The organism is Alcanivorax sp. MD8A (genome assembly GCF_002888555.1).
In the GTDB taxonomy this organism is placed as follows: Bacteria; Pseudomonadota; Gammaproteobacteria; order Pseudomonadales; family Alcanivoracaceae; genus Alcanivorax.
In genome coordinates this window covers 73,422-97,632 of sequence record NZ_AQOQ01000012.1, presented here as the reverse complement: position 1 = coordinate 97,632, position 24,211 = coordinate 73,422, and the positions used below count along the sequence as shown (strand labels likewise).

At 58.9% G+C, this 24,211-nt stretch carries 18 protein-coding genes; 6 read left to right on the top strand and 12 right to left on the bottom strand.

Annotated elements, in window-relative coordinates:
• Nucleotides 1–2: 2 nt before the first annotated feature.
• The 10 genes from A15D_RS08455 to A15D_RS08410 form a co-directional block, all read right to left on the bottom strand.
• A complete protein-coding gene (locus A15D_RS08455) occupies nt 3–779 on the bottom strand; it encodes a sulfotransferase (RefSeq protein WP_158245794.1) in 777 nt (258 codons plus the stop codon).
• Entirely contained in the window at nt 776–1,729 is a 954-nt protein-coding gene (locus tag A15D_RS08450; protein WP_102791567.1) for a glycosyltransferase, read from the bottom strand. The genes A15D_RS08455 and A15D_RS08450 overlap by 4 nt, the downstream gene beginning before the upstream one ends.
• The gene (locus A15D_RS08445) at nt 1,726–3,150 is read right to left on the bottom strand and encodes a hypothetical protein (RefSeq protein WP_102791566.1); all 1,425 of its coding nucleotides are present in this window, start codon (nt 3,148–3,150) and stop codon (nt 1,726–1,728) included. The genes A15D_RS08450 and A15D_RS08445 overlap by 4 nt, the downstream gene beginning before the upstream one ends.
• Entirely contained in the window at nt 3,150–3,995 is an 846-nt protein-coding gene (gene rfaP, locus A15D_RS08440) for a lipopolysaccharide core heptose(I) kinase RfaP (protein WP_102791565.1), read from the bottom strand. The genes A15D_RS08445 and rfaP overlap by 1 nt, the downstream gene beginning before the upstream one ends.
• Nucleotides 3,992–5,083, bottom strand: coding sequence for a glycosyltransferase family 4 protein (locus tag A15D_RS08435; protein ID WP_102791564.1), 1,092 nt, complete (start codon nt 5,081–5,083; stop codon nt 3,992–3,994). Before A15D_RS08435 ends, rfaP begins: the two co-directional genes overlap by 4 nt.
• On the bottom strand, nt 5,080–6,105 hold the full coding sequence (gene waaC / locus A15D_RS08430) for a lipopolysaccharide heptosyltransferase I (RefSeq protein WP_102791563.1): 1,026 nt from the start codon (nt 6,103–6,105) through the stop codon (nt 5,080–5,082). The genes A15D_RS08435 and waaC overlap by 4 nt, the downstream gene beginning before the upstream one ends.
• Nucleotides 6,106–6,116: 11 nt before the next feature.
• A complete protein-coding gene (waaF, locus tag A15D_RS08425) occupies nt 6,117–7,163 on the bottom strand; it encodes a lipopolysaccharide heptosyltransferase II (RefSeq protein WP_102791562.1) in 1,047 nt (348 codons plus the stop codon).
• A gap of 8 nt (nt 7,164–7,171) precedes the next feature.
• The gene (locus tag A15D_RS08420) at nt 7,172–8,098 is read right to left on the bottom strand and encodes a branched-chain amino acid transaminase (protein WP_102791561.1); all 927 of its coding nucleotides are present in this window, start codon (nt 8,096–8,098) and stop codon (nt 7,172–7,174) included.
• 34 nt (nt 8,099–8,132) lie between these two features.
• On the bottom strand, nt 8,133–11,003 hold the full coding sequence (gene glnE / locus A15D_RS08415; RefSeq protein WP_102791560.1) for a bifunctional [glutamate--ammonia ligase]-adenylyl-L-tyrosine phosphorylase/[glutamate--ammonia-ligase] adenylyltransferase: 2,871 nt from the start codon (nt 11,001–11,003) through the stop codon (nt 8,133–8,135).
• A 270-nt stretch (nt 11,004–11,273) separates the two neighbouring features.
• A complete protein-coding gene (locus A15D_RS08410) occupies nt 11,274–13,010 on the bottom strand; it encodes a GspE/PulE family protein (RefSeq protein ID WP_102791587.1) in 1,737 nt (578 codons plus the stop codon).
• Between the two features lie 298 nt (nt 13,011–13,308).
• Here A15D_RS08410 and A15D_RS08405 point away from each other — a divergent pair, with 298 nt between their 5' ends.
• The 5 genes from A15D_RS08405 to A15D_RS08385 all read left to right on the top strand — a co-directional run bounded on the left by A15D_RS08405 (nt 13,309) and on the right by A15D_RS08385 (nt 18,020).
• A complete protein-coding gene (locus A15D_RS08405; protein ID WP_102791559.1) occupies nt 13,309–13,989 on the top strand; it encodes a TIGR00153 family protein in 681 nt (226 codons plus the stop codon).
• A gap of 10 nt (nt 13,990–13,999) precedes the next feature.
• A complete protein-coding gene (locus A15D_RS08400; protein WP_102791558.1) occupies nt 14,000–15,268 on the top strand; it encodes an inorganic phosphate transporter in 1,269 nt (422 codons plus the stop codon).
• Between the two features lie 346 nt (nt 15,269–15,614).
• Entirely contained in the window at nt 15,615–16,934 is a 1,320-nt protein-coding gene (gene argA / locus A15D_RS08395) for an amino-acid N-acetyltransferase (RefSeq protein WP_102791557.1), read from the top strand.
• Between the two features lie 463 nt (nt 16,935–17,397).
• Nucleotides 17,398–17,646, top strand: coding sequence for a type II toxin-antitoxin system HicA family toxin (locus A15D_RS08390; RefSeq protein ID WP_102791556.1), 249 nt, complete (start codon nt 17,398–17,400; stop codon nt 17,644–17,646).
• The gene (locus tag A15D_RS08385; protein WP_102791555.1) at nt 17,646–18,020 is read left to right on the top strand and encodes a type II toxin-antitoxin system HicB family antitoxin; all 375 of its coding nucleotides are present in this window, start codon (nt 17,646–17,648) and stop codon (nt 18,018–18,020) included. Before A15D_RS08390 ends, A15D_RS08385 begins: the two co-directional genes overlap by 1 nt.
• 278 nt (nt 18,021–18,298) lie before the next feature.
• On the opposite strand, the gene A15D_RS08380 is transcribed toward A15D_RS08385, so the two are convergent.
• The gene (locus tag A15D_RS08380; RefSeq protein WP_102791554.1) at nt 18,299–20,032 is read right to left on the bottom strand and encodes a choice-of-anchor Q domain-containing protein; all 1,734 of its coding nucleotides are present in this window, start codon (nt 20,030–20,032) and stop codon (nt 18,299–18,301) included.
• Nucleotides 20,033–20,554: 522 nt separating this feature from the next.
• Nucleotides 20,555–21,541: an ankyrin repeat domain-containing protein gene (locus A15D_RS08375; protein ID WP_146026863.1), complete on the bottom strand. Its 987-nt coding sequence runs from the start codon at nt 21,539–21,541 to the stop codon at nt 20,555–20,557.
• Between the two features lie 734 nt (nt 21,542–22,275).
• Between A15D_RS08375 and ilvD the strand changes: the two genes are divergently transcribed.
• Nucleotides 22,276–24,123, top strand: a complete 1,848-nt coding sequence (gene ilvD, locus A15D_RS08370) for a dihydroxy-acid dehydratase (protein WP_102791552.1) — start codon at nt 22,276–22,278, stop codon at nt 24,121–24,123.
• The last annotated feature ends 88 nt before the right edge of the window (nt 24,124–24,211 follow it).

Sequence of the window (24,211 nt, the reverse complement as noted above, 5' to 3'; positions counted from 1 at the left end):
GACTACAATCCTCTCGCCTTGAAGTAACGCCTACGCTTCCCGGCAAAACGGAGCTTTTGTTCCAGATGCTTCCAGAACTCCGATGAATCGGAATAACGACAAGGGAAGTTTTCCGGCTGGACATCCTTCAAGAGGTCCAGCCATTGATCATCCTTTTCATAGCCATGGCGCACCAGATCCGTTACCAACTCTGGATAACGCTCCACCTGCTGCTTAAGCCGCGGAAGGTGCGACGTCCAGCCCGCGATCCGGGATTGATCCACTTCCCTCACGCCTCCCAGCGCATTCTGGGCATCTTCACCGGACTGAGCCACCTCGTGAAAACGACTGAAGTCGTGGCCTCTCTCCAGAAAGGGGAATCGCTGCTCGATCTGCGCCTGTACTGCCATGGGATCACGAACCAGATCTTCATAGCGTATTAGCAACACCCTGGGGTGATCGGCAATGCCCGCAGCCCCTTTCTCTGCCCGCTTCCATACCGGGTAGTTGCAGAAATACATACCAGGCCAGGCCTTGTGCATACTGCAAATCACCGAACGCGGATCCCGCAGCATCGCAATGACGTGGAGCGATGGATCCCGCTTTAGAACCGGGGCCATCCACAGGATGTCATTGGGCTTTTTTGACAGCCTTATGCCTTCCGCATGGGGCGCCACTTTAAACAGGGTTTCTTCATGTTCGGAATGCGCCTCATGGGGGTAACAGGCCACCAGCATTTCCGCCATCAGCGTCGTCCCGCTGCGCGGACAACCGACAACATGCAGGTTGCGTGCACTCATTTTCCTGCCCCCATAATCTTCCATTTATCTATCCAGTTCACGGCAGGGGCCTGCCGGATCGCCGGCGCCAGCAAGGCGGGAAAGCATCTGGCCCGTTCGGTCCAGGTGTGCTGCTGCGAAACCAGCCGCTGACCGGCCCGGGCGATGGCATCAGCCTTGTCCGGGTTGGCGTGCAGCCAGGTCAGTTTGTCATGCAGCTCAGCCTCGCTGCTGTATAACAGTACATTCTCGCCCTCTACAAAACCCAGCGCCTGCTGCTCCTGTGGTGGTTGTCGCCAGGCCACCAGCACACACCCCGCAGCCATCGCTTCGAAATTCTTGATCATGTACTCGCCGAAACCAATATCCGCGCTCACAAAAAAACGGATCTGGTTGAGGAGCCGATTATAGGCTTCGCCTGGCTCGGCGCGCAGTAACGCCACCTTGCCGAGCTTCTCCTGCCGGAGCAGAAAACGTTTACGCGCCTTGTAGACCTTGTTTTTCACACGACCGACAAACGCACAGTCTTCGGTACGAGGAGTATCAACGGGCTGGATCACGGTATCGTCGTACCCTTTAGGAAGGTAACAGGCATCAATTCCTTCTTCCTGTAACTGTTCCGCCAGCGCCGACCCAGACACGATAATCCGGACCTCACCCAGGTCCCTCAGCACCGCCGGGTAACGACGATACCACTCACTGGTTCTGACATTGTTCTGGCAAACGTCATGATCAAACACCACGAGCCCTGGCGCACGTTTCAGACACTGGTAGCGCCGCCCCAGTCTGCGCAGATTGGTATCCGCAATCACACGGTCATAACCTGAAAAGTCCGCCTCATTAAAATACGCTTCCAGACCATGCTCACGGGTTACTTCCACGTGATCGAAATCGAAAAACTGCCGTGCCGCTGCCCATAGCGGGCGAGTTACCATCAGTTTTCCATCCGTGGACACGACCAGGGTCTTCATAACCAACTCTCTATTGTCTTCAGGCGAGCCTGATAAAAATCATCAAATTCTTTCATTGCTGCTGGGGCCAGAGATTCCCTGGGACGCCAACTTTCGAACAAGCGCCGTCGTTGGCTCGCCAGGTCTTTCTCCAGATTCTGGCCGGCGAATCGCACCATGCCATCCAGGTCGATCACCTGCAGCTCACCCTCTACAAACAGGAAATTGGTGTACTTGCTATCCCCATGACTAAAGCGCATCAACAACATGGTGGCAAAGAAATCCGCCATCTGTTTCAGGGCCTGCTCGCGCTCCACCCCACCCTGCTCACACAGCTCGGGCAGCATCTTTCCATTTACGTTGGCGCAGACAAGATATTCCCTGCCAACAAACGGCCCCTGTTTTTCGGACAACCAACACAGCGCGCGCGGTGTACTGACATGCACCAAATTCAGAAAAGCCGCATTCATCCACGAATTTCTGGCACGGCTACGGAACTGCCGAGCCAACCGTTTGGTGAGACTTTTCAGATTGTATCGCTTGATAACGACTGTCTCAGCACCCGGCGCGGCTCGCCAGACCGTAGCACTGTTACCGTCCTTGAGACATTCCCCCTGCAGCAACGACGCATCCACCCCCTCAGCCAGCAATGCTTCCACAGCCGTGAGGTCTTCGCGTCGGCACATGCCCGCCAGCACACCACGCTCAACACGCTGAAACTCGGTGCAATCACGCAGGGATTTCTTTACCAGACTTCGTAGCCGCTTGCGTCTTACCCTGGCCAGGTTCTGGGAGATTTCACGAGATGAAAACCGGTCGCCGTATGCCTTGGCTACGTCACTGGCTACTGGCAGGCTCAGCGGAGGAAACTGGGCCAGTAACAGACTGAGATTTTCCAGTGCTTTCGAACCGGTTATCGATGATTCCTGACACTCAATGGCACCGGCATCAATGACATGCCAGTCGTCCCGGTAGCGCATGAAATTATTCAGATGGATATCTTTCTGGATCAGACCACGGTCATGCATCTCTGCCGTCAAGGCGACTAACTGGAGAGCAATACCGACATTTTTCTCTTTTCCCTGCGACAGGCAGTCCTTTGCCGACTGCTCACCCAGGTGAGAGAGCAACAGGACCGCCCCACCCGGGAATGAGGCTTCTGCAATAACGCGGGTGGCTGCCACCTTGCGGGCCTGCAATATTGCCAGTCGTTTTTTTTCGGCATCAAACTCCTGACGGGAGCGTGTCGCGTCAGAAAACACCTTGATAATGACCGCCGTGCCATCCGCTCGCTCGCCCGAAAATATGGCCCGCCGTTCCGGCATAAACCGGAGAAGGGAGCGCAACACCACGTCGCCAGACGGAAGTTGCAGCACTGCGGGAAGGGCTGGAGCGCGATCCGCCAGCAGCGTATCTACGGAAACGGGCGGAAGAACGGCCATCATATATCCTTGCCCGGGTGTTCGTTGAACTGTAGCGGCAATTGCGGCTCAACTTCGAAATAACGGCGATAGATTTTTTCTGCCTCGCGACGGGCAGACTGCCAAAGGCCCGCATCAGACAGAGCCTCACGCAATGGCTTGCCGCTATAGGCTCGGATGAACCTCAGCAGATCACGGCGTGTCATGCCAAAGCGAGCCGTCGAGAAATACAACCCTCCCAGGTCTTTCACCTGCCAGCGACGAGGCACCGACCGGCGCACCTGGGAACGGTGCAAATCAATCAGGAACAGGGGTGCATCGCTGTTTTCCCGTCGCACATCCTGTTCCGGCATCAAAAAATGCGCCAGATAGAAATCCCTGTGATTGATCCCGGCGCGATGCATATCGCGAGCGATCTGTGCGACCCGCAAAATCAAGGCGCGCTTGAACAGCACAGGAGTGTGCCCACTGGACACCCATTCTTCGCCCACGTCTTCCAGGCTCAGGGTACCGCTCAGATCATCGGTAACGATAAAGGATTCGACCCCGGCCGGATTAACGCCCCGGCTGCCGAAGGCCGCCACCGTCATGGTGTCCAGCCCGGCATTTCTGACCGCTTCGATCGCCCTGACTTCATCCATGGCCCCAAGCACCGGCAGCTTTCCCTGGGTCAGATTCTTGAAAATTTCTTTCCAGCCGATACCCGCGTGATACTTGAGGAAGTAACTGCGCCCGTTTCCCACGAATCGCAGCGTGCGCCGACCTTCGCGGGCACGGAAAATCTCGCCTTGCTGGGCAGCCGCCTGTTCAAAGGGGTCCTCATCGCCCCACAGGGCAGACATGTCATCGCGCAGAAACAGTTTCATCGCCCGACCTCCACCGCATCCACCACATTCTGTGCAAGCTGATACAACTGCGGAGACTCGGCATAACGCAACGCATTTGCCTGCCATTCACCCGGCACACGCTCGACCATGGTCTGCAGCATCGCATTCAATGCAGCCTGCTCGAACGGCGAGGCAATCACCTCTCCAGACCCTGCCTCCTGCACATAGCGGGCATAGCCACAGGTATCCGTGGTCAACACCGGTAACCCGGCCACCGTTGCCTCCAGCAACACCATCCCCGCCGACTCCCGATAGGCCGGATGCAACAACAGATCCGCCCCTTGCATCAGGGCGGGCACGTCATCACGGGGACCCAGTACATGAATTCGCTCACGGGTGGCCGCCTGCAGATCACGCAGGTAAGGTGCGGCCTCGTCATTGCCCACAATCATCAAATGCGCCTGCGACGGCAATGTGGCGAAAGCCGCCAGCGCGCGATCGAGCCCCTTCACCTTGAAACCGGAGCCCAGAAATAACAGCAAGGGCGCTCCCGAAGCGACACCCAGTGCCGTGCGAATCTGTTCGCGCAACGCCGCATGATTAGCCGGGCGACGACGATCCGCTTCCACGCCCGGCGGCAACACCTGGTAGCGACTTTCCGGCAAGGCATAATGCGCCCGGTACTGATCTCGCTGGTGTTCGTTCAGAAACAACAGCCGCGGCCCCGACTCTGCGACCACCTGCTGCTCCAGTTTCAGGTAGGTGGCATAACGGGGCAACCAGCGAACCACGCCAGGCTTGCCTGCCACGTGTTCTGCAAAACAGCTGTCCGCAGCGAAATAAACATCCAGACCCGGCAAACGATTGAAGCCCAGCACCCGATCATGAGGGGCCTCAGCGAGATACTGCTGCACGCCTGCGGCAAAACTAGCCATCCTTCCATGGTTGCTTCGCCCCCGTACGGGCACCGTTGTGATGGTGACGCCGTGCAGGGGCTCGCCCTGCCATTCGCTCACCAGCGCCTGGACCTGATGTCCACGGGCAACGGCCTCGCGGGCGATGCGGGCAAAATCCCGTTGCAGCCCGCCCCAGGGGAAATAGTGGTAAAGCACCATCACGCACTTCACAGGCTCTGCCTCCGCAACGCCCGCCAGACAGTTTCTGGCTTGAGGGTACTGAAGCAGGGCGGGTCCACCCCTTTACCCAACTCTCCGCGATAGGTGCAACTCTCCTGCACACAGGGGGCACAGGGGAAGTCGGCCGCCAGTGACGACGCCCGGACCCCCTGCACACCGGTCAACACCGGGTCGGTGGGACCATACAGCGCCACCCCGGGCAAGCCGGCGGCAGCCGCAAGGTGGGCAAGGCCCGTGTCGACAGCAATAAAGGCATCCCACCCGAGCAGTTTATCGGTCAGGGAATCCAGCCCCATTTTCGGCAGCACCGCGACCCTCTCCAGCCCCGCAGCGAGGCGCTCGGCCCGGGCTTTCTCCTCGTCATTCCCCCAGGGCAAGTGCACCCGGTGCCCCTCTGCCGTGGCCAGCTCCAGCAATTGCCGCCAGAACCCCTCGGGGTAATGCTTGGTCGGCCAGGTGGTGCCATGACAGAACACCAGTTCCGCCGGCTGACTGAGCGGGGCAGGGACATGGTCGCGAGGCAATCCATAGTCCGGTGCGGCGTCAGGCAGGGGGTAATTCAGCGCCTGCGAAAACAGCTGGCGCACACGTTGAATGGCGTGCTGCCCCCGCACCACCGACAGGGGATGATCCAACACTCTTGCAGACAGCCCCTCACGGGCGGAATGCTTGTCCAGACCAAACTTCGGGCCGCGAGCCAGGCGAGTGACAAAAGCACTTTTGATCAGCCCTTGAGCATCGATCACCGCATCATACTTAACGGCTTGTAGCGCTGCCTTGAAGGCGGCCCATTCGCCGGACCGACGTGCCTTGAGGGGATGCTTGCGCCACCGCCGCAGCGCACAGGGAAAGACATTGACCACCGCCGGATGGCGTTGCGCCAACTCGGCAAAGGCCTCTTCCACCACCCAGTCAACCTGCAGGGTCGGGACGGCCGCCAGCGCATCGGTCAGGGCCGGCAGGGTATGAATCACATCCCCCATGGAAGAGGTCTTGATCAGGAGCACGCGCATGGCTTCACCGGTCAGGCATCGGCAGTTTCAAGCTGCTGAAGTGCATCAATTACCTGCGAGGGTGGCAACTGGCGCAGGCAATCCAGATGCCCCAACGGGCACTCGCGCTTGAAACAGGGACTGCATTCCAGCCCCAATCGTACCACGGCCACCCGGTCACCCAGCGGCGGCGTAAAGCCCGGCGACGTGGAACCGTACACCGACACCAGCGGCCGTTTGAGCGCCGCGGCAATGTGCATCAAACCGGAGTCATTGCTAACCACCGCCGTGGTGGCCGAAAGCAGGTCTACCGCCTCTTCCAGGGAGGTATTACCCGCCAGCACCACGGCCTGGTCACGGCTCTCGTCGGTCAGGGAATCGACGATGGTATCCGCCACCGGCTTATCCTTGGCAGAACCGAAGATCCATACCTGACCACCATTATCGATCCAGTGCTGCGCCACCGCCGCATAGTGATGTTCCGGCCAGCGCTTGGCAGGGCCAAACTCCGCACCGGGGCACAGCCCCAACACCGGTTTGTCAGTATTCAGCCCATGGCTGTCCATGGCCGCACGGCGGGCATCTTCACTCACGTCCAGGTGCGGCGCCTTGATGCTTTCCAAACCCGGAACCGGCGCATCGGCAGGCAACGCCAGCGCCACAAAACGCTGCACCATCAACGGGTAGGCGTCCTTGTCCAGCTTGCGCACATCGTTAAGCAAGCCGTAACGCATTTCGCCGCGCCAACCGGTACGCACCGGGATCCGCGCCGACCAGGGCACCAGCGCCGACTTGAGGGAATTGGGGAGCACATAGGCTTGCTGATACTGGCCACGCAAACGCTTACCCAGCGCATGGCGCTCGCCCAGTTTCAGGTCACCATGATCGAACGGCAACGACAGAGCGTCTCGCACTTCCGGCATGCGCGACAGCAATGGCCGGCACCAGGCGGGCGCCAGCACATCAATGGCACACTCAGGGTATTGGCGACGCAGTTCAGAGAACAGGGTTTGTGCCATGACCATGTCGCCGACCCAGGACGGGCCGACGACAAGGATGGCAGACGGCGTCTGAGACATCCGCGGATTTAGCCCACGTAAGTGAGCCAGTCTCCGTACTGGTCGTCCAGTTTGCCGCGTACCAGATCGAAGTACACCGCCTGCAACTGCTCAGTGATCGGGCCACGCTTGCCTTCGCCGATGATACGACCATCCAGTTCGCGGATCGGGGTCACTTCGGCAGCCGTGCCAGTGAAGAAGGCTTCGTCCGCCACGTAGATTTCGTCACGGGTAATACGCTTTTCACGCACGGTGTAACCGCGTTCTTCTGCCAGCTGGATGATGGTCTTGCGGGTAATGCCATCCAGGCAGGACGTCAGCTCCGGGGTATACAGCACCTTGTCCTTGATGACGAAAATGTTCTCGCCAGAGCCTTCTGCCACATAGCCTTCATTGTCCAGCAGCAGCGCTTCATCAGCGCCGCCGGACAGTGCTTCGTTCAGGGCCAGCATGGAGTTGATGTAGTTGCCGTTGGCCTTCGCCTTGCACATGGTGATGTTCACGTGATGGCGGGTGTAGCTGGAGGTGCGCACCTTGATGCCCAGCTCCAGGGCTTCCGGCGACATGTAGGCCGGCCATTCCCAGGCCGCCACCATCAGGTGGACCTGCAGGTTGTGGGCGCGCAGCCCCATGCCTTCACTTCCGTAAAACACCATCGGGCGCAGGTAGGCGTGGGGCAGGTTGTTGGATTTCACCGCCGCCAGCTGTGCCGCATTGACCTCGTCCTTGGTGAACGGGATCTTCATGTTCATGATGTGAGCACTGTTGAACAGGCGATCAGTGTGTTCTTTCAGGCGGAAAATCGCCGGACCCGTGGCGGTTTCATAGGCTCGCACCCCTTCGAACACGCCCATGCCATAGTGCAGGGTGTGCGTCAGCACATGCACTTTGGCCTCCTGCCAGGGAACCAGTTCGCCATCCAACCAGATAAAACCGTCTCTTACAGCCATCGACATGGCAGTGATACTCCCAGAGCTGAGGACCTGCGGGTCAATCCGTCAGGTCAAACCATTGCTTCCAGATCGCACGCACACCGTCGCGTAAATCGCGAAACTGGGTGTCGTCGACGATGGATTTTTCTTTGCGCAACGAAGCGCGATGAGCCGCGGATCGGTAAGCGAGGTACGCTTCCCGCAGCAGGCCGGCGTCCTGCGCCGACATAATGTCCAGTGCAGCCAGTGTTTCGAGCAGCCGCACATTATCGGTGAATCGGGTCAGTTCACCGTGGGAGGAGGCCCATCTCAGAACGCCATATTGCACCATAAATTCGATATCAACGATACCTCCGGGGTCCTGCTTGAGGTGGAATTGCGCCTCGCTCTTGTCGCTGAGGTGATCCACCATCTTGCTGCGCATGGCGAGCACATCGTCGCGCAGCCCCTGCAGCGCTCTCTCCCGGCAAAGGACCTTGTGCCGAATGTCATCAAATCGCTGACGGGAACGACTACACCCGGCCACCACCCTGGCCCGCACCAGAGCCTGATGCTCCCAGGTCCAGGCATCGTTGAGCTGGTATTTTTCGAACGCATCCATGGAGCTCACCAGCAACCCGGCACTGCCAGAGGGACGCAGGCGGGTATCCACCTCATACAGCTGGCCGCTCATGGTACGGGTGGAAAGAATGTGCACGATACGCTGGCCAAGACGGGCATAGAATTGCTCGTTGGAGACCGACTTCTCCCCATCGGTCATGCCGCCACTGGCAGCATCGTGCAGGAAGACCAGGTCCAGATCCGAGTTATGGCCCAGCTCAATGCCGCCCAGCTTGCCGTAGCCCACCACCACAAAATCAGGACTGCAGGGCTGGCCGTCGAGCCGCGACGGGCGACCGTGGCGCTCCACCAGCGGTTCCCAGGCCAGCATCACTACCTGATTAAGGATGCTCTCGGCCAACCAGGTGAGGTAGTCACTCACCTTCATCAGCGGCAGCACTTCGGTCACTTCCGACGCCGCCACTCGCAGCAGGTGGGCTTGCTTGAAGTTACGCAGCACTTCCATCTGCTGCTCAAGGTCATCTTCCGCCACCCGCAATAATTGCTGGCGCAGCTCATCATCCAGCTCGGCACGCTCCGGAGGGGAATACAGGGTGCGCACATCCAGCAGCTCGTCCAGCAATACCGGATGCAACGCCAACCGCTCCGCGATCCATGGGCTGGCCCCCGACAGCTTCACCAACTGGGTGAGGGCACCGGGGTTTTCCACCAGCAGCGCGATATAGGCGCTACGGCGCAGCACCGCCTCCACAAAATTGAACAGGCGCATGGCCGTGGTATCGCCATGCCCCTGATAGCCCAATGCTTCCAGCATCAGCGGCATCAAGCGATCCAGCCGTTCACGACTGATCGTCTGCATGTTTTCCACCGCTCGGCTGTCACGGAAGGCATTCAGACGTGCATAGACCTGCTCCGCTTCCAGCACACCAATGGCTCCCAGTTGGGCCACGGCAGCCTCGTCATCCAGTTCGCCCAGCCACAGATCCAGCAGTTCCTGGTCTGCCCCCTGGGCCGCTTCGGTTTCCTGTTCCGGGTCGGCAATGACCTGCCCGAAATGGAGGCGGACATTTTCCCGGAAGCGTCGCAACTTGCGCTCAAACGCCGTCCGCTCGGAAAACCCCATGGCAAAGGTCAGTCGCTGCCAGCCCAGCTGGTCGTCCGGCAGCCGCTGGGTCTGTTTGTCACCGACCGCCTGCAGACGATGCTCCACATCACGCAGAAACAGATAGGCATCGGTCAGCTCATCGGCCACATCTTCCGGCAACAGCTCCAGCTCGACCAGCTGGGGCAAGACCTTGACCAGATTGGGCTCGCGCAGGGCCGGTAACTGCCCCCCACGGATCAGCTGAAACGCCTGAACGATAAACTCCACCTCACGGATGCCGCCCGCACCCAGCTTCACATCGGCCTGCATGCCCTTGCGGTTCACTTCGCGCTCGATCAGCGCCTTCATTTCCCGCAACGACTGGAACGCGCCGTAATCAATATAGCGGCGATACACAAAAGGGTTAAGGCGCTTGATCAGCCGCGCACCGGCTTTCAGATCCCCCGCCACAGGCCGCATCTTGATCAGGGCATAGCGTTCCCACTCACGCCCCTGAGTCTCGTAGTACCCTTCCATGGCATCGAAGCCGATGGCCAGCACCCCACTCTTGCCCCAGGGACGCAGACGCATATCCACCCGGAAGACGAAACCGTCGGCGGTGGTCTGGTCGAGCACCTTGATCAACTGTTGCCCCAGACGAACAAAGAACTGGTGGTAACTGAGCGCGCGACGCTCGCCTTCCAGCTCCCCTTCATGCTCGTAGGCAAAGATCAGGTCGATGTCCGAGGACAGATTCAGTTCACGGGCCCCCAACTTGCCCATGGCCAGCACCACCAGCTGCACCGGCTTGCCATCCGGCCCCGTCGGGGTACCACTGCGGGCACAGGCCCAGCGATACAGCAAATCCAGCGATTCGTGAATCAGGGTGTCCGCCAGCAACGACAGGTCTGCCACCGTACTGTGGTAATCCCCGATACCCGCCAGATCTCGCCAGATGATACGCACCATATGGCGGTGCCGCAGACGACGGATTCGCCGCTTCAGCTCATCTTCACTGTCGCAATCAGCCAGCCGCTCACGCACCTGCTGGCAAAGCCCATCCGCCGTCAGCGGCTGAGCCAGGTCGCTGTCGGCCAACCATTGCCCCAACTCCGGGTCACGCTGAAACTGGGTGGCCACATAGTCGGAGCCGGCCCAGACACGAGGCAGATCGTCATGGAGGACGGGCGGCATGACATGGCCGGACTCAACGAACGATTGCCAGTGCTGGCTGACCAGCACCGACAGTTCATCGGGGAGGGACTGATATTGGGGTTCATTCATGGGGCGCTATTGTCGTATGCGACGGGGCAAGCTACAAGCGGGAATCAATAGCTGCGAGCTGTGAGCTATGAGCTGCGAGGCGCGGGAAAAGCTTGTGGTTACGACAATGCACTGCCCGCGCACCAAGAGCCCGGGGCCAGGTTCTGGGATACACCTTAACCGTTGATCTCGGACTCCATACTCTCAACACCTGACACGCCTGACCGCGTCTCGCAGCTCATAGCTCACAGCTCACAGCTCACAGCTCACAGCTCACAGCTCATGGCTGCTTCACCCCAGCAAAATATCCTGGGACGGAGTCACCCGCATCACCTCCTCAATGGTGGTCAACCCCTTGGCGACTTTCATGGCGCCACTGATTCGCAGCGGTTTCATACCGTTCTTCAACGCTTGCCGGGTCAGCGCCTCCAGATCTCCACCACGAGTGATTTGCCCCTTCAAGGCACTATTAAGGGGCATCGTTTCGTAGACACCCATGCGCCCCAGGTAGCCCGTTCCACGGCACTCCAGGCACCCTACCGGACGGTTGATACTCTCCGGCATTTTCATCTTGAAGGGGCGCACCAGTTCCTCCCAGGCCTGGGCATTCGGCGCCACCGGAGCCTTGCAGTGCGGACACAGGGTTCGCACCAAACGCTGTGCCATGACCCCCAGTACCGTGGCCGAAATCATGTATGGCGCCACCCCCAGGTCCACCAGACGGGTAATCGACGAGGGTGCATCGTTGGTATGCAGGGTGGACAACACCAGGTGGCCTGTCAGTGCCGCCTGAATCGCCATGTCTGCCGTGGCCAGATCGCGAATCTCACCAATCATGATGATGTCCGGATCCTGACGCAGCATGGCCTTCACCCCCTGGGCGAAGTTCACATCGATATTCGCCTGAACCTGCATCTGGTTAAAGCTCGGCTCCACCATCTCGATGGGGTCTTCAATAGTGCAGACATTGACCTCACTGGTGGCCAGCTGCTTGAGGGTGGAGTACAGGGTTGTGGTCTTGCCCGACCCGGTGGGACCGGTGACGAAGATAATGCCATGGGGATGCTGGGTCATGCTGTGCCAGGTGTCATGATCCTCACGGGTAAACCCCATTTGCTCGAAACTGCGCACCAGTACATCCGGGTCAAACACCCGCATGACCATCTTCTCCCCGAATGCCGTGGGCAATGTGGAAAGGCGAAGCTCCACCTCGTCCCCGTCCGGGCTTTTGGTTTTCAAACGACCATCCTGGGGTTTGCGTTTTTCCGCCACATTCAAGCGGCTGAGAATCTTCAGACGGCTGGTCACCGCCGCCATGATGGCCGCCGGCAGTTCGTAAACATCGTGCAGCACCCCATCAATGCGGAAACGCATCTTGCCGGTTTCCCGTCGCGGCTCCAGATGGATGTCGCTGGCGCGCTGGGAAAAAGCGTACTGCAGGATCCAGTCCACAATATTGACGATGTGCTGATCGTCCGCATCGTGGTGCCCCTTCCCCACTTCCAGCAGCTGCTCGAAGTTGGTAATCCCGGACATCTCCTGACCAGTATTGCCCGTGGCTCCGGCGATAGAGCGGCTGAGATTGTAGAACTCGATGCGGTAACGGCGAAGCTGCTCCGGGTTGGCCAGCACCACCTCCAGCTCACGGTCACGCAGCACCTGCTGCAGATGCCCCTTCCAGTCCTGCAGGAAAGGCTGATCACAGGCCACCACTACCTTGTCACGCTGCACCTCCACCGCGACAATGCCGTGCCGCTCGGCAAAGGCATAGCTCATCACGTTGGTCACCTGGTCCACATGCACCTTCAAGGGGTCAATGTGGTACACCTTCATGCTGGCGCGCTCGCCCAGCCAGTCGGTGAGAAAATCCACATCCAGCAACTGGTGGGTATCGCTGCGATCGGTCAGCCGGTACTTGGCCAGCACCTGGATCGGGTGCCAGTTCAGCTCCTTCTTCTCCCGCGGCGTGGTGGAGATAACATTGAAGTCCTCCTGGCTCACACGCCCTTCATCCAGCAGCTCGCGCATCAGCCAACGCACATCAATCAGCAATCCATCCGGTACCGCAGGTTTGGCAGTGGCGTTCACAAATACTCTCCGAGTCTCTACAGGGCAGGATTGACCAAACCTCACCCTTTATCATTATTAGGGAAGCTCTGGGTACTGTAACTGTAACATTGACCCCCTGACAGCCCCGCCCGCTTTCTCTATACTCGCGACCAAATTCATGACAGCTGTGTGACTCACTGCCTGTCAGCCGTAGCCTTAGCTGATTGGCCTGCGGCATGGGATACTTTGACGACCCTAACCTGGACCCGAGGCGCCTATGTCCTTTGGAAGCTCCATCGCCGGCCTGTTTGGCCGCTCGCCCATCAAGCCCCTTCAGCAACACTACGATACCGTTCACCAATGCGCCTGCACGCTTGCGGACTTCTTCACCGCAGTGACCCAAAGTGATTGGGATCAGGCTCGCATCCTGCGAAAGCGCATTGCCGAGCTGGAGAACGAAGCCGACGAGCTGAAGAAAGAGTTTCGCCTCAACCTGCCCAAAAGCCTGTTCCTGCCTGTGCCCCGTACCGATCTGCTCGAGCTGATCAGCGTACAGGACAAGGTCGCCAACAAGGCCAAGGACATTTCCGGGCTGATGCTGGGCCGGGAAATGTCCATCCCCGCCACGCTGGCCGACGCCATGCTCAGCTATGTGCAAGGTGCAATCGACACCTCTGCCCAGGCCCAAAAGGCCATCAACGAGCTGGACGAGCTGGTGGAAACCGGTTTCAGCGGACGGGAAATCAAACTGGTGGAAGACCTGATCGAAGAGCTGGACCGCCTGGAGCGAGCCAACGACGAGCAGCAGATCACCATCCGCGCCACCCTGTTCAAGCTGGAAAGCGAACTGCCCCCGGTGGACGTCATCTTCCTCTACAAGATCATCGAATGGGTAGGCGATCTGGCCGATCGCGCCCAGAAAGTGGGCGGCCGCCTGCAGATGTTGGTCGCACGCTAGGAGAGTTCTTATGGAGTGGATGCTCGAGCATACCTACCTGATGTTATTGCTGGCCGGCGGATTCGGCTTCCTGATGGCCTGGGGCGTCGGCGCCAACGACGTGGCCAACGCCATGGGCACCTCGGTGGGGGCCAAGGCCCTTACCATCAAACAGGCGGTGATCATCGCCATCATCTTTGAATTTGCGGGGGCCTACCTGGCCGGGGGCGAAGTAACCGCCACCATCCGCAAAGGCATCATTGATGCCGAAACCTTCTCCCACGCACCGCAATACCTGGTCTACGGCATGATGTCTGCCCTGCTGGCAGCCGGCATCTGGCTAATGGTAGCGTCCTGGTTCGGCTGGCCCGTCTCTACCACCCACTCCATCGTTGGCGCCATCGTCGGCTTTGCTGCCGTGGGCCTGGGCATGGACGCCGTACACTGGAACAAAGTCGGCTCCATTGTCGCCAGCTGGGTCACCTCGCCATTGTTGGCCGGGATCATCTCCTTTGCCCTAATACGCAGCGTGCAACGGCTGGTGCTCAACCACGATGACCCGTTCGAGCGCGCCAAGAAAGTCGTGCCCTTCTACATGTTCCTGGTGGGCTTTGTGATTTCCATGGTCACCATGGTCAAAGGGCTCAAGCACGTCGGCCTGGAACTGAGCTTCCTGCACAGCTTCCTGTGGGCCCTGCTGGGCGGCGCCATCGTCATGGCGGTGGGCTCGGTGTTCCTCAAACGCATCAAACCCGACCCGGAAGCCGACAAGGACTTCCGCTTCAGCTCGGTGGAACGCGTATTTGCGGTACTGATGATCTTCACCGCCTGTGCCATGGCCTTTGCCCACGGCTCCAACGACGTCGCCAACGCCGTCGGCCCGCTGGCCGCCATCAACAGTGTGATTGCGTCTGGTGGCCAAGTCGGCGCCAAAGCCGCCATGCCCAGCTGGATCCTGCTGGTGGGCGCCATGGGCATCGTGTTCGGCCTTGCCATCTTCGGTGCCCGGGTAATGGCCACCGTCGGGAAGAAGATCACCGAGCTGACCCCGTCCCGCGGTTTCGCCGCCGAGCTGGGTGCCGCCACCACCGTGGTACTGGCTTCCGGCACCGGCCTGCCGATCTCCACCACCCACACTTTGGTAGGCGCTATCCTCGGCGTGGGCATGGCACGCGGCATTGGCTCCCTGAACCTGCGCGTGATCGGCACCATCTTCACCTCCTGGGTGGTCACCCTGCCCGCCGGCGCCCTGCTGTCCATCCTGTTCTTCTATTTCTTCAAGGGCCTGTTTGGGGCGTAATCGAACGCCTGACGCCTGATGCAAGACGCTAACGCCGCCCTCGGGGCGGCGTTTTTGTTTGCCACTCCCCCTGCGCCGTAGGAGCCTGCCTGCAGGCGACTCAGCCTACTGAGAATGCAGAAAGTTTCGAGTCTCGAGCAACGAGTTTCGAAAGGCAAAACCCCCGCTCTGCCTTTCAGGTTTTCGCAACTCGAAACTCGCACCTCGCAACTGACCTTTTTCGCCTGCAAGCAGGCTCCCACAGCGACACCGTAGCCGACCGCTAGCGCCCGCACGCCCCCACTGGCTATACTGGCCAATCAATCACTTACTGCCCCCATTTCGGGAAAACAGCAGGGAAAATACCGTGTCCAGCACCACACCCGACAATCAGGTTCATTGGTTCCGTCACTCCTCGCCGTACATCAACGCGCACCGGGGCCGAACCTTTGTGGTCATGCTGGCCGGAGAGCTGCTGGACGGGCCACGCCTGGCCACCCTGATTCACGACCTGGCGCTACTCAACAGCCTGGGCATCAAGTTGGTGCTGGTCCATGGCGCACGCCCGCAGATCAGCGCACGGCTCAAGGACGCAGGAATCGAATCCACCTTCGAACAACATATGCGCATCACCGATGCCCCGGCACTGGATGGCGTCATGGCAGCCGTGGGCGCCCTGCGCCTGAAACTGGAAGGCCTGTTTTCCATGGGGCTGGCCAACTCCCCCATGCACAACGCCAGCATCCGGCTGGTCAGTGGCAACTTTGTCGTGGCCAAACCTGTCGGTGTCCGCAACGGCTTTGATTATCAGCATACCGGCGAAGTACGGCGCATCGACGTGGACGCCATTCGCCAGCAGCATAATGCCGGCAACGTGGTATTGCTCTCACCGGTAGGCTGCTCGCCCACCGGCGAACTGTTCAACGTCAACGCAGAGGAAGTGGCCTCCACCGCGGCCATTGCCCTGGGGGCCGACAAACTGATTCTGATGGGCAACGAGCTGCGTCTCACCGATGGCAGCGACAACCAGCTGCGTGAGTTGTCCCCCCAGGAAGCCGGCAAGCTACTGGCAGCAGACCTGTTCCAGGACAGCAACATCGACCGCCAGCTCACCGCTGCCTGTCACGCCGCCAGCAATGGCGTGGGCCGCGCCCACCTGCTTGATGCGAATCTGGACGGCGCCCTGATCAAGGAACTATTCACCCGCGACGGCTGCGGCACCCTGGTCACCCGGGAAACCTATGAAACCGTACGCGGTGCACGCATCGAAGACGTGGGCGGCATTCTGGAACTGATCGAGCCACTGGAGGCCGACGGCACCCTGGTGCGCCGTTCGCGAGAACTGCTGGAAACCGAAATCCAGCGCTTCGCCATCACCGAACGGGATGGCATGGTCATCGCCTGCGCCGCCCTCTACCCCTTCCCGGACGACAAGACCGGCGAACTGGCCTGTGTGGCCGTGCACCCCAGCTACCGCAAAGGGGAACGCGGCGCACAACTGCTTGGCTACGTGGAACGGCGGGCAAGAGAACAAGGCCTGAACAGCCTGTTCGTGCTCACCACGCTCACCGCCCACTGGTTTCAGCAGCAAGGGTTTGAAGCGGCCGGCGTGGATGCACTGCCGGGAGCCCGGCAGTCGCTGTATAACTGGCAGCGGAATTCGAAGGTGTTTGTTAAGCCGTTGTAGGCGGGCAGCCCCTCGCTCTTATGCTCTTGTGTAGGAGCGCCTCTTGAGGCGCGAACCCCGGTGGCGACGGCGTCATACCCGGATGACTTGCTGCCAAACTGTGATGTCATCGCACCGATAACCGTGCTTGTCCTCGCCGGACGGGCCCAAAGGGGTGCTGCGCGACACCCCTCTGGACTCCCCCGCGCCCCGACTCCGTTCGACCCGCTCCGCGGGCACACTCCGGTACTCAGGATCTGGCGGACGCAAAAAAGACTCGCTCCGCTCAGACAGGTTTTTTGCTCTACGCCGCCAGATCCTTCCGTTCCTCGACTCACTCTAACGGGGAAAGCCATCCTGCCAAGTTCAGTGCTACATCCAACCTCATTACAGCTTTGCCGCCTAAAGCAACCATAAATTGCAACCATATTTGGTTGCAAAAGAGCCAGTGATTACCTAGCCTACTCCTCAGGGAGGACAAGGAATGTCAAAACCTGAAAAGCTGATTGCCAAGCTGCGGAACCTGAACGGCAGCTTTACCTGGCAAGAGCTGGAGAAACTTTTGCACCGTTTGGGTTACGAGAAACAGGAAGGCCGTGGATCAAGGGTAAAATTCAGCAATGGCAACCCCGCAGACATGATCAACCTTCACAAACCACACCCGGGCAATGATTTGAAGAAATACGCACGCAGGCAAATTATCGAAAAGCTCGAAAACGGAGGGCTGATCTGATGGCAAATGAAATGAAATACCGGGGCTATATCGGCTCCATTGAGGCCAGCCCGGAAGACAACATCCTGTACGGAAAACTGCTCTACCTGCAGGCTCTGGTGAACTACGAAGGCGAGACCGTAGCAGAACTACAGGCCGCGTTTCATGACGCCATCGATGACTACCTGAACGAGTGCGAAGCCCAGGGCATCAAACCGGAAAAACCCTGCAAAGGCACCTTCAATGTCAGAGTGGGCCACGCCATGCACCTGGCCGCCGCCGAAGCCGCCAGCCGAGAACACAAGAGCCTCAACGATCTGGTCAGAACAGCTCTGGAAAGCTATTTGGCAAAACTTGGCGAGGAAGCACGAAGCAAGCACCAATCCTCTGCATAACCCCATCGACTTAGCATTTCTGCCTCCTCTGGTTGGGTGAAGGAGTCCACTAAAGCGGGGAGGAGCTACAACGTCACCTTCAACGTGTTATTAGGCCTCAAGCATCGGGGACACGCATGCATTGAAGAAACAGGCGGCGATTTCAGAAAGATACGGGCTCTAGAAATTGGAAGCTCTATATTGAGTCATCATTTCATTTCCAAATCGAGGTAAGCATCTGACCTGACCTTGTCATGCGCACTACTACGCAAGACAAGGCCTACACCCTCGATAGAAAATCACGGTTTTCGAGACGGTCTTCTCCTTCGAAGCAAGCTGGCCAGAACCGGCAAAAGCCATGCCGACCAAGCACCGCCCCCGCCGCCACTTCCGCTTCCGCCGCCACTTCCTCCCGATCCTGTTGCAATTGGCGCTGGCAAGCCTTCACGATACTCGACCGCACCAATGTCGCAGACCACGCCACCATCATCATCACCATCCACGCGACCCCAGCCTGTCTGATCGATGGTTTGACAGGTGCCGCCACTGGGATCGCCCGCATCCACCAACGGGCTGCCCACCTCGGGCGCATGGCTCAACACAATCACTTCCTGACCATCGATGGTGATATTGCCGCCATTGGCAGCCAGTCCGACCAGCATCGGGTCAAGTGCTGCATCGCCGCCAGCCACATCACCAACCTGATCCGTGGGGTCGGCAGTGAAATTACAGCCTGAGTTATTGCCAATCAGGTTATAGCCGTCGGAACTAATGCCGCCATAGCAATCAGGATTGTCATTCGAGGAGGTATTCTCTGCTACCACGGCATTGCTGATAACCACCGACGCACTGCCTCGAATTCCGCCTCCATAGGTGGTCCCGGCCGCACTGGTTTGCACGCGATTCTTCGTCACTGTGACATTATTCAACGAACCGCTATCGCCCAGGGAAAGCCCACCTCCCCAGGAGGCATCCACTGACTCAACCCGGTTACCGGAAACGGTACTGCTATTGATTTCCACAGGATCGAAGGCCTGGATTGCACCACCACTGGCAACACTGCTACCGCTATCACTGGTCCGCCGGGCAAGGTTACTGATGATGTCGCTTCTTAGAATGGACAGTGTGCCAGACTGATGATTGATCGCTCCACCTGACGCGCCACCATCGCCACTGGAAATGACCTGATTCCCGGAAAAAATCGTACTGCTTATCCCCGTATTAACGGCGACGTTATTGGGATTGTTGAACAGACCACCACCGGAAGCGGATCCGTTTTCCGTCTCAATCGTGTTACCCAGAATTCGGCTTGTCACCAGATTCACCGAACCACCGGTGCCCACACTGATACCCGCCCCCTGCCCCGCAAGCGCACCCAGTGCTTCGATGCGATTACTCTCGATACCAACCCGGGTCAAACTGAGGGGACCGAGCGCACTGATTCCCGCTCCTGAAACTGAGCCAGAGGACGGCCCTGCGCTGATAAGATTGCCGTAGACTCTTGCGTCCTGCATTGTCAGCTGGCCACTGAAAACATAAATTCCGGCCCCAACGGTTACCGAGCCACCATTGGTGATTCCCAGTGAGTACATCTGAATTGCGGCACCATTACGAACCTCGAAAACGCGATCAGAGCCATTGCCATCAATTTCGGTAGCGCCAAATGCGCCATTACCATTGATAATCACCGACTCGGTAAGATCCAGATCTCCTGTATCCGCCGCATTCTCATTGCTACCGGTTCGTGAGAGCACAATGGGAACGTTGTTAGTAGCACCGCTGAACGTGATCACGTCCGTGGGCGAAGCCTGACCTGCCGCGCAATCTGTTGAGCCAGACTGGTTGTTGTTATTGGCATTAATGATGGCTTCTCTGAGCGTGCAGAACGCATCTTCCGCGATGGTATCTGCCGAACTATTGACCGAAATGGTGGCCGCAGATGCCAACTCCGTTGAAGCCAGTCCAATAGCGAAAACAAGCAGGTTCAGCTTGCTTTTCTGTGATACTCCTTTGATATGGCCAGCTCTTTCCATGAGTTATCTCCGAATTTCGTATTTCTGCGCAACGAAGCATCCTCTGAAGATGATTTGCAGATATTGCGCTGATTAAAAAGCAAACCGGGGTGGCGCATTCAGGCCCATTACCCGTGATCGGTACGACGTTGCCGACAAGGCCAACCCATAAATCACCAAAACCGCATGACAATGCCATGACGCAGCGGATTATAACCTTTCGATATATTCCCGATTTTCCCTCCATACAGGGTCACACCTATTGGCGCTATCATCAGTGAACCATCCCCCATTCAGGAAAAACGACACTCCCGCGCATCCAGGCTTGCCTCCTTCAGCTCCCCACCGCCAACCGGCGCATAGCGCCTACAAGATCCCCGCCCCTCTGTGGGTTACAATGTCTCCCCTTATGCACAGTTATCGACCATTACGTTGCGGCGAGGACACGCACATCTCATAGCGCGAAGACATATCAGCGAGAACCACACCATCCAGGAAGAAGCCACGTCCATCATCCAGACGCAGCCCTGTCTGCAACCTGAGTTAATCCTTCCAGGATTCAGGTGGTGTCGCCCCATTCTGAAACAGGAACCTGACCATTCCCTCATTCTGGGAATACAACAGAGGGCGACGGCCTTCATTATCCTTGCTGTCTAGCAGACCGGGATTCTTTTCAATCATCCACTTGACCAGCTTGCTGTTATTGAAACGGACAGCCACATGCAACGGGCCGGCGCCCACAGCTTTGACATCATCCGGCCAGTCCAGACCCTTTCGCTGGAAATATTGATAACAGACCGGTCCGCTGGATTCGGCAACGACGATCAACAGATTCAGCTTCACCCCGCCTTCCTCGAAAAGATCTTCGGACAGGGAACAGCCCTTTTCATCCACCGCCAGTAGCAATGTCTTGGCCAGGCCTGCCTTCATCTTGTTGAGCGAAACCAGCGCCTGACGGTCCGCTTCAGAAAGCGACTCACTTTTCCGGTTATAGCCTTCCAGTTCTCGCAAGAACTGGTCCGCCAGCGCTGCGTATCCCGGCTTCCAGCCATAGATGTTTCCCTGGGCAAGCAGGTCACCCAGTTCCACCAGTGAAATGGCGTTCTCCTGACTCAGCATGGTGGCCATGGCAGCAGACTCTACATAACTCGTCAGCGTCGCCCTTGCCTTCCATCGCTCCATTTTTCTGGCATCAGCAAAAACCACGTCAGGATCAAAGGGGTCGCCTGTGGCAAGCTCCGGTTCATCGAATCGACGGTAGTCATAGTGGGTCTTCGCTCCCGCCCTGATCAATGCCCGGGCCGATTCCACATAATCCCGGCTTACCGCCCGATACAGCGGCGGAACCCCAAAGGAATCCTTGGTGGCATATTTCAGATTCACATCGGCAAAGTATTCGATATCCGCATCGTATTTCAGCAGCACACGGATAACATCCACGGGGTCACCTTCCGCCCAAGCCAGGGCGGCATGGACCGGCGTGTAGCGTTTATCATGCTGTATCGCGTTCTTGCCTTCGCTGAAATACACGTAGGAGGGGTTCCCACCTTTGCGTATCCAGCGCTCCACCTCAAAGCTGTCACCTTTCTGCGCATAATGAAAAACGTTTGTGGTTGCCGTCCCAACTGCCCACGCAGACTGACTTAACAGACACATAACAAGCAGGATAAATCGCCCCATATTTCTTCCCCCATTACTCATCGCTTCACTGTTATCCCGGAAAAGGCATCATCTTGCACACATGATTGCCACCACAACCTGCATGGCACCGCCACCCGCGTTCTGCTTGCAGCGCCACATTCCACCCACCCGGAATCAGCCCACCCATTCTGAGCACTGGACAAATAACGTCAACTCTTCACCTCGGCGAGTACCGGAGTGTGCCTGCGGAGCAGGCCGAACGGAGTCGGGGCAAGGGGGGCGGCAGCGGAGGTTTGCAAAACATGTTTTGCCCGCTGGAGCGCCATTCCCATACCGGGGAATGGCCGGAATGCCAGAGGGGTGTCGCGTTACACCCCTTTGGGCCTTTATGCTCGTCAGGGTACGTTGCGGCGAGGACAAGCACGGTTATCGGTGCGACGGCGTCACAGGTTGGCAGCAAGCTATCCAGCCATGCACCACCCTCACCTCAGCATTCGTCCTGCAAGCTGGATCTCCCACAAAACTGCTTGCTCCCAATAGGCGCCCGGTGCCTGTGAGAATCCCCCCTCTGTGGGTTACAATGACTCCCCTTATGCACAGTTATCGACCATAACGAGGTTCTCATGCCGCAGTATCGCTCTCGCACATCCACCCACGGCCGCAATATGGCCGGCGCTCGTGCCCTGTGGCGCGCCACGGGCATGAAAGATGGCGACTTCGGCAAGCCGATCATTGCCATCGCCAACTCCTTTACCCAGTTCGTGCCCGGTCATGTGCACCTGAAGGACATGGGCCAGCTGGTGGCCGGTGAGGTCGAAAAAGCCGGCGGTATCGCCAAGGAATTCAACACCATCGCGGTGGACGACGGCATCGCCATGGGCCACGACGGGATGCTCTACTCCCTGCCCAGCCGCGACATCATTGCCGATTCCGTGGAATACATGGTCAACGCCCACTGCGCGGACGCGCTGGTGTGCATTTCCAACTGCGACAAGATCACCCCCGGCATGCTGATGGCCTCCATGCGCCTGAACATCCCGGTGATATTCGTGTCTGGCGGCCCTATGGAGGCCGGCAAGACCAAGCTGTCCGAGCACAAGCTGGATCTGGTAGACGCCATGGTCATGGCCGCCGATGACAGCGTGGACGACGAGACCGTCAACGAGGTAGAGCGCTCTGCCTGTCCCACCTGTGGCTCCTGCTCCGGTATGTTCACGGCCAACTCCATGAACTGCCTGACCGAGGCGCTGGGGCTGTCGTTGCCGGGCAATGGTTCGCTGCTGGCGACCCATGCCGACCGTCGCGAACTGTTCCTGGAAGCCGGCCGTCGCGTGGTCGATATCGCCCGCCTGTACTACGAGCAGGATGTGGAAGCCGTGCTGCCGCGCAACATTGCCAACTTCAAGGCATTCGAAAATGCCATGAGCCTGGATATCGCCATGGGCGGCTCCACCAATACCGTGCTGCACCTGCTGGCGGCGGCCCAGGAAGGCGAGGTGGATTTCACCATGGAAGACATCGACCGGCTGAGCCGCAAGGTGCCGTGTCTGTCCAAGGTGGCCCCTGCCACCCAGAAGTACCACATGGAAGATGTACATCGCGCCGGCGGCGTGATGGGTATCCTCGGCGAGCTGGACCGGGCCGGGCTGCTGCACCGGGATATCCCCATGGTGCATTCGGCGTCCGTGGCGGAAGCACTGGAACACTACGACATCATCCGCACCCAGGATGAAGGCGTGAAAAAGATGTTCACCGCTGGCCCTGCGGGCATCCCCACACAGACGGCCTTCAGCCAGGAAACCCGTTGGGAGTCGCTGGATGACGACCGCGAAAACGGCTGCATCCGTAACTACGAGCACGCTTACAGCAAGGACGGCGGGCTGGCCGTGCTGTACGGCAACATTGCCGAACGGGGCTGTATCGTGAAGACCGCCGGGGTGGACGATTCCATTCTCACCTTCACCGGCCGCGCCCGGGTCTTTGAGTCCCAGGATTCCGCTGTTCGCGCCATCCTCGGCGACCAAATTGTCGCCGGCGATGTGGTCGTCATTCGCTACGAAGGCCCGAAAGGGGGCCCGGGCATGCAGGAAATGCTGTACCCCACCAGCTACCTGAAGTCCAAGGGACTGGGCAAGCAGTGCGCCCTGCTCACCGATGGCCGTTTCTCTGGCGGCACCTCTGGCCTGTCTATCGGTCACGCCTCTCCGGAAGCGGCGGAAGGCGGCGCCATCGCGCTGGTGCAGGAAGGCGACACCATTGCCATCGATATCCCCAACCGCACCATCCGCCTGGAGGTCAGCGATGAGGAACTGGCTCATCGTCGCATCAAGATGGAAGAGCGCGGCAAGCTGGCTTACAAGCCCAAGGAAATCCGGCAGCGCCGGGTCTCCACGGCCCTCAAAGCCTATGCCGCACTTACCACCAGTGCTGACCGTGGGGCGATTCGTGATCTGAGCCAGATCGGCGACTAACCCGCAGCCCCAGGAAAGGCGGCCCCATGCAAATGGCGCCGCCTTTTTTGTGCCTCGCAATCGCAGCCCGATGACTCAAAACTCGCGT

Excerpts from the sequence above, each read along its gene's own strand:
- A15D_RS08455 (WP_158245794.1), bottom strand. The coding sequence starts at position 779 with ATGAGTGCACGCAACCTGCATGTTGTCGGTTGTCCGCGCAGCGGGACG.
- A15D_RS08450 (WP_102791567.1), bottom strand. The coding sequence starts at position 1,729 with ATGAAGACCCTGGTCGTGTCCACGGATGGAAAACTGATGGTAACTCGC.
- A15D_RS08445 (WP_102791566.1), bottom strand. The coding sequence starts at position 3,150 with ATGGCCGTTCTTCCGCCCGTTTCCGTAGATACGCTGCTGGCGGATCGC.
- rfaP (WP_102791565.1), bottom strand. The coding sequence starts at position 3,995 with ATGAAACTGTTTCTGCGCGATGACATGTCTGCCCTGTGGGGCGATGAG.
- waaC (WP_102791563.1), bottom strand. The coding sequence starts at position 6,105 with ATGCGCGTGCTCCTGATCAAGACCTCTTCCATGGGGGATGTGATTCAT.
- waaF (WP_102791562.1), bottom strand. The coding sequence starts at position 7,163 with ATGTCTCAGACGCCGTCTGCCATCCTTGTCGTCGGCCCGTCCTGGGTC.
- A15D_RS08420 (WP_102791561.1), bottom strand. The coding sequence starts at position 8,098 with ATGTCGATGGCTGTAAGAGACGGTTTTATCTGGTTGGATGGCGAACTG.
- glnE (WP_102791560.1), bottom strand. The coding sequence starts at position 11,003 with ATGAATGAACCCCAATATCAGTCCCTCCCCGATGAACTGTCGGTGCTG.
- A15D_RS08410 (WP_102791587.1), bottom strand. The coding sequence starts at position 13,010 with ATGCGCGAGCTGCTGGATGAAGGGCGTGTGAGCCAGGAGGACTTCAAT.
- A15D_RS08405 (WP_102791559.1), top strand. The coding sequence starts at position 13,309 with ATGTCCTTTGGAAGCTCCATCGCCGGCCTGTTTGGCCGCTCGCCCATC.
- A15D_RS08400 (WP_102791558.1), top strand. The coding sequence starts at position 14,000 with ATGGAGTGGATGCTCGAGCATACCTACCTGATGTTATTGCTGGCCGGC.
- A15D_RS08390 (WP_102791556.1), top strand. The coding sequence starts at position 17,398 with ATGTCAAAACCTGAAAAGCTGATTGCCAAGCTGCGGAACCTGAACGGC.
- A15D_RS08385 (WP_102791555.1), top strand. The coding sequence starts at position 17,646 with ATGGCAAATGAAATGAAATACCGGGGCTATATCGGCTCCATTGAGGCC.
- A15D_RS08380 (WP_102791554.1), bottom strand. The coding sequence starts at position 20,032 with ATGGAAAGAGCTGGCCATATCAAAGGAGTATCACAGAAAAGCAAGCTG.
- ilvD (WP_102791552.1), top strand. The coding sequence starts at position 22,276 with ATGCCGCAGTATCGCTCTCGCACATCCACCCACGGCCGCAATATGGCC.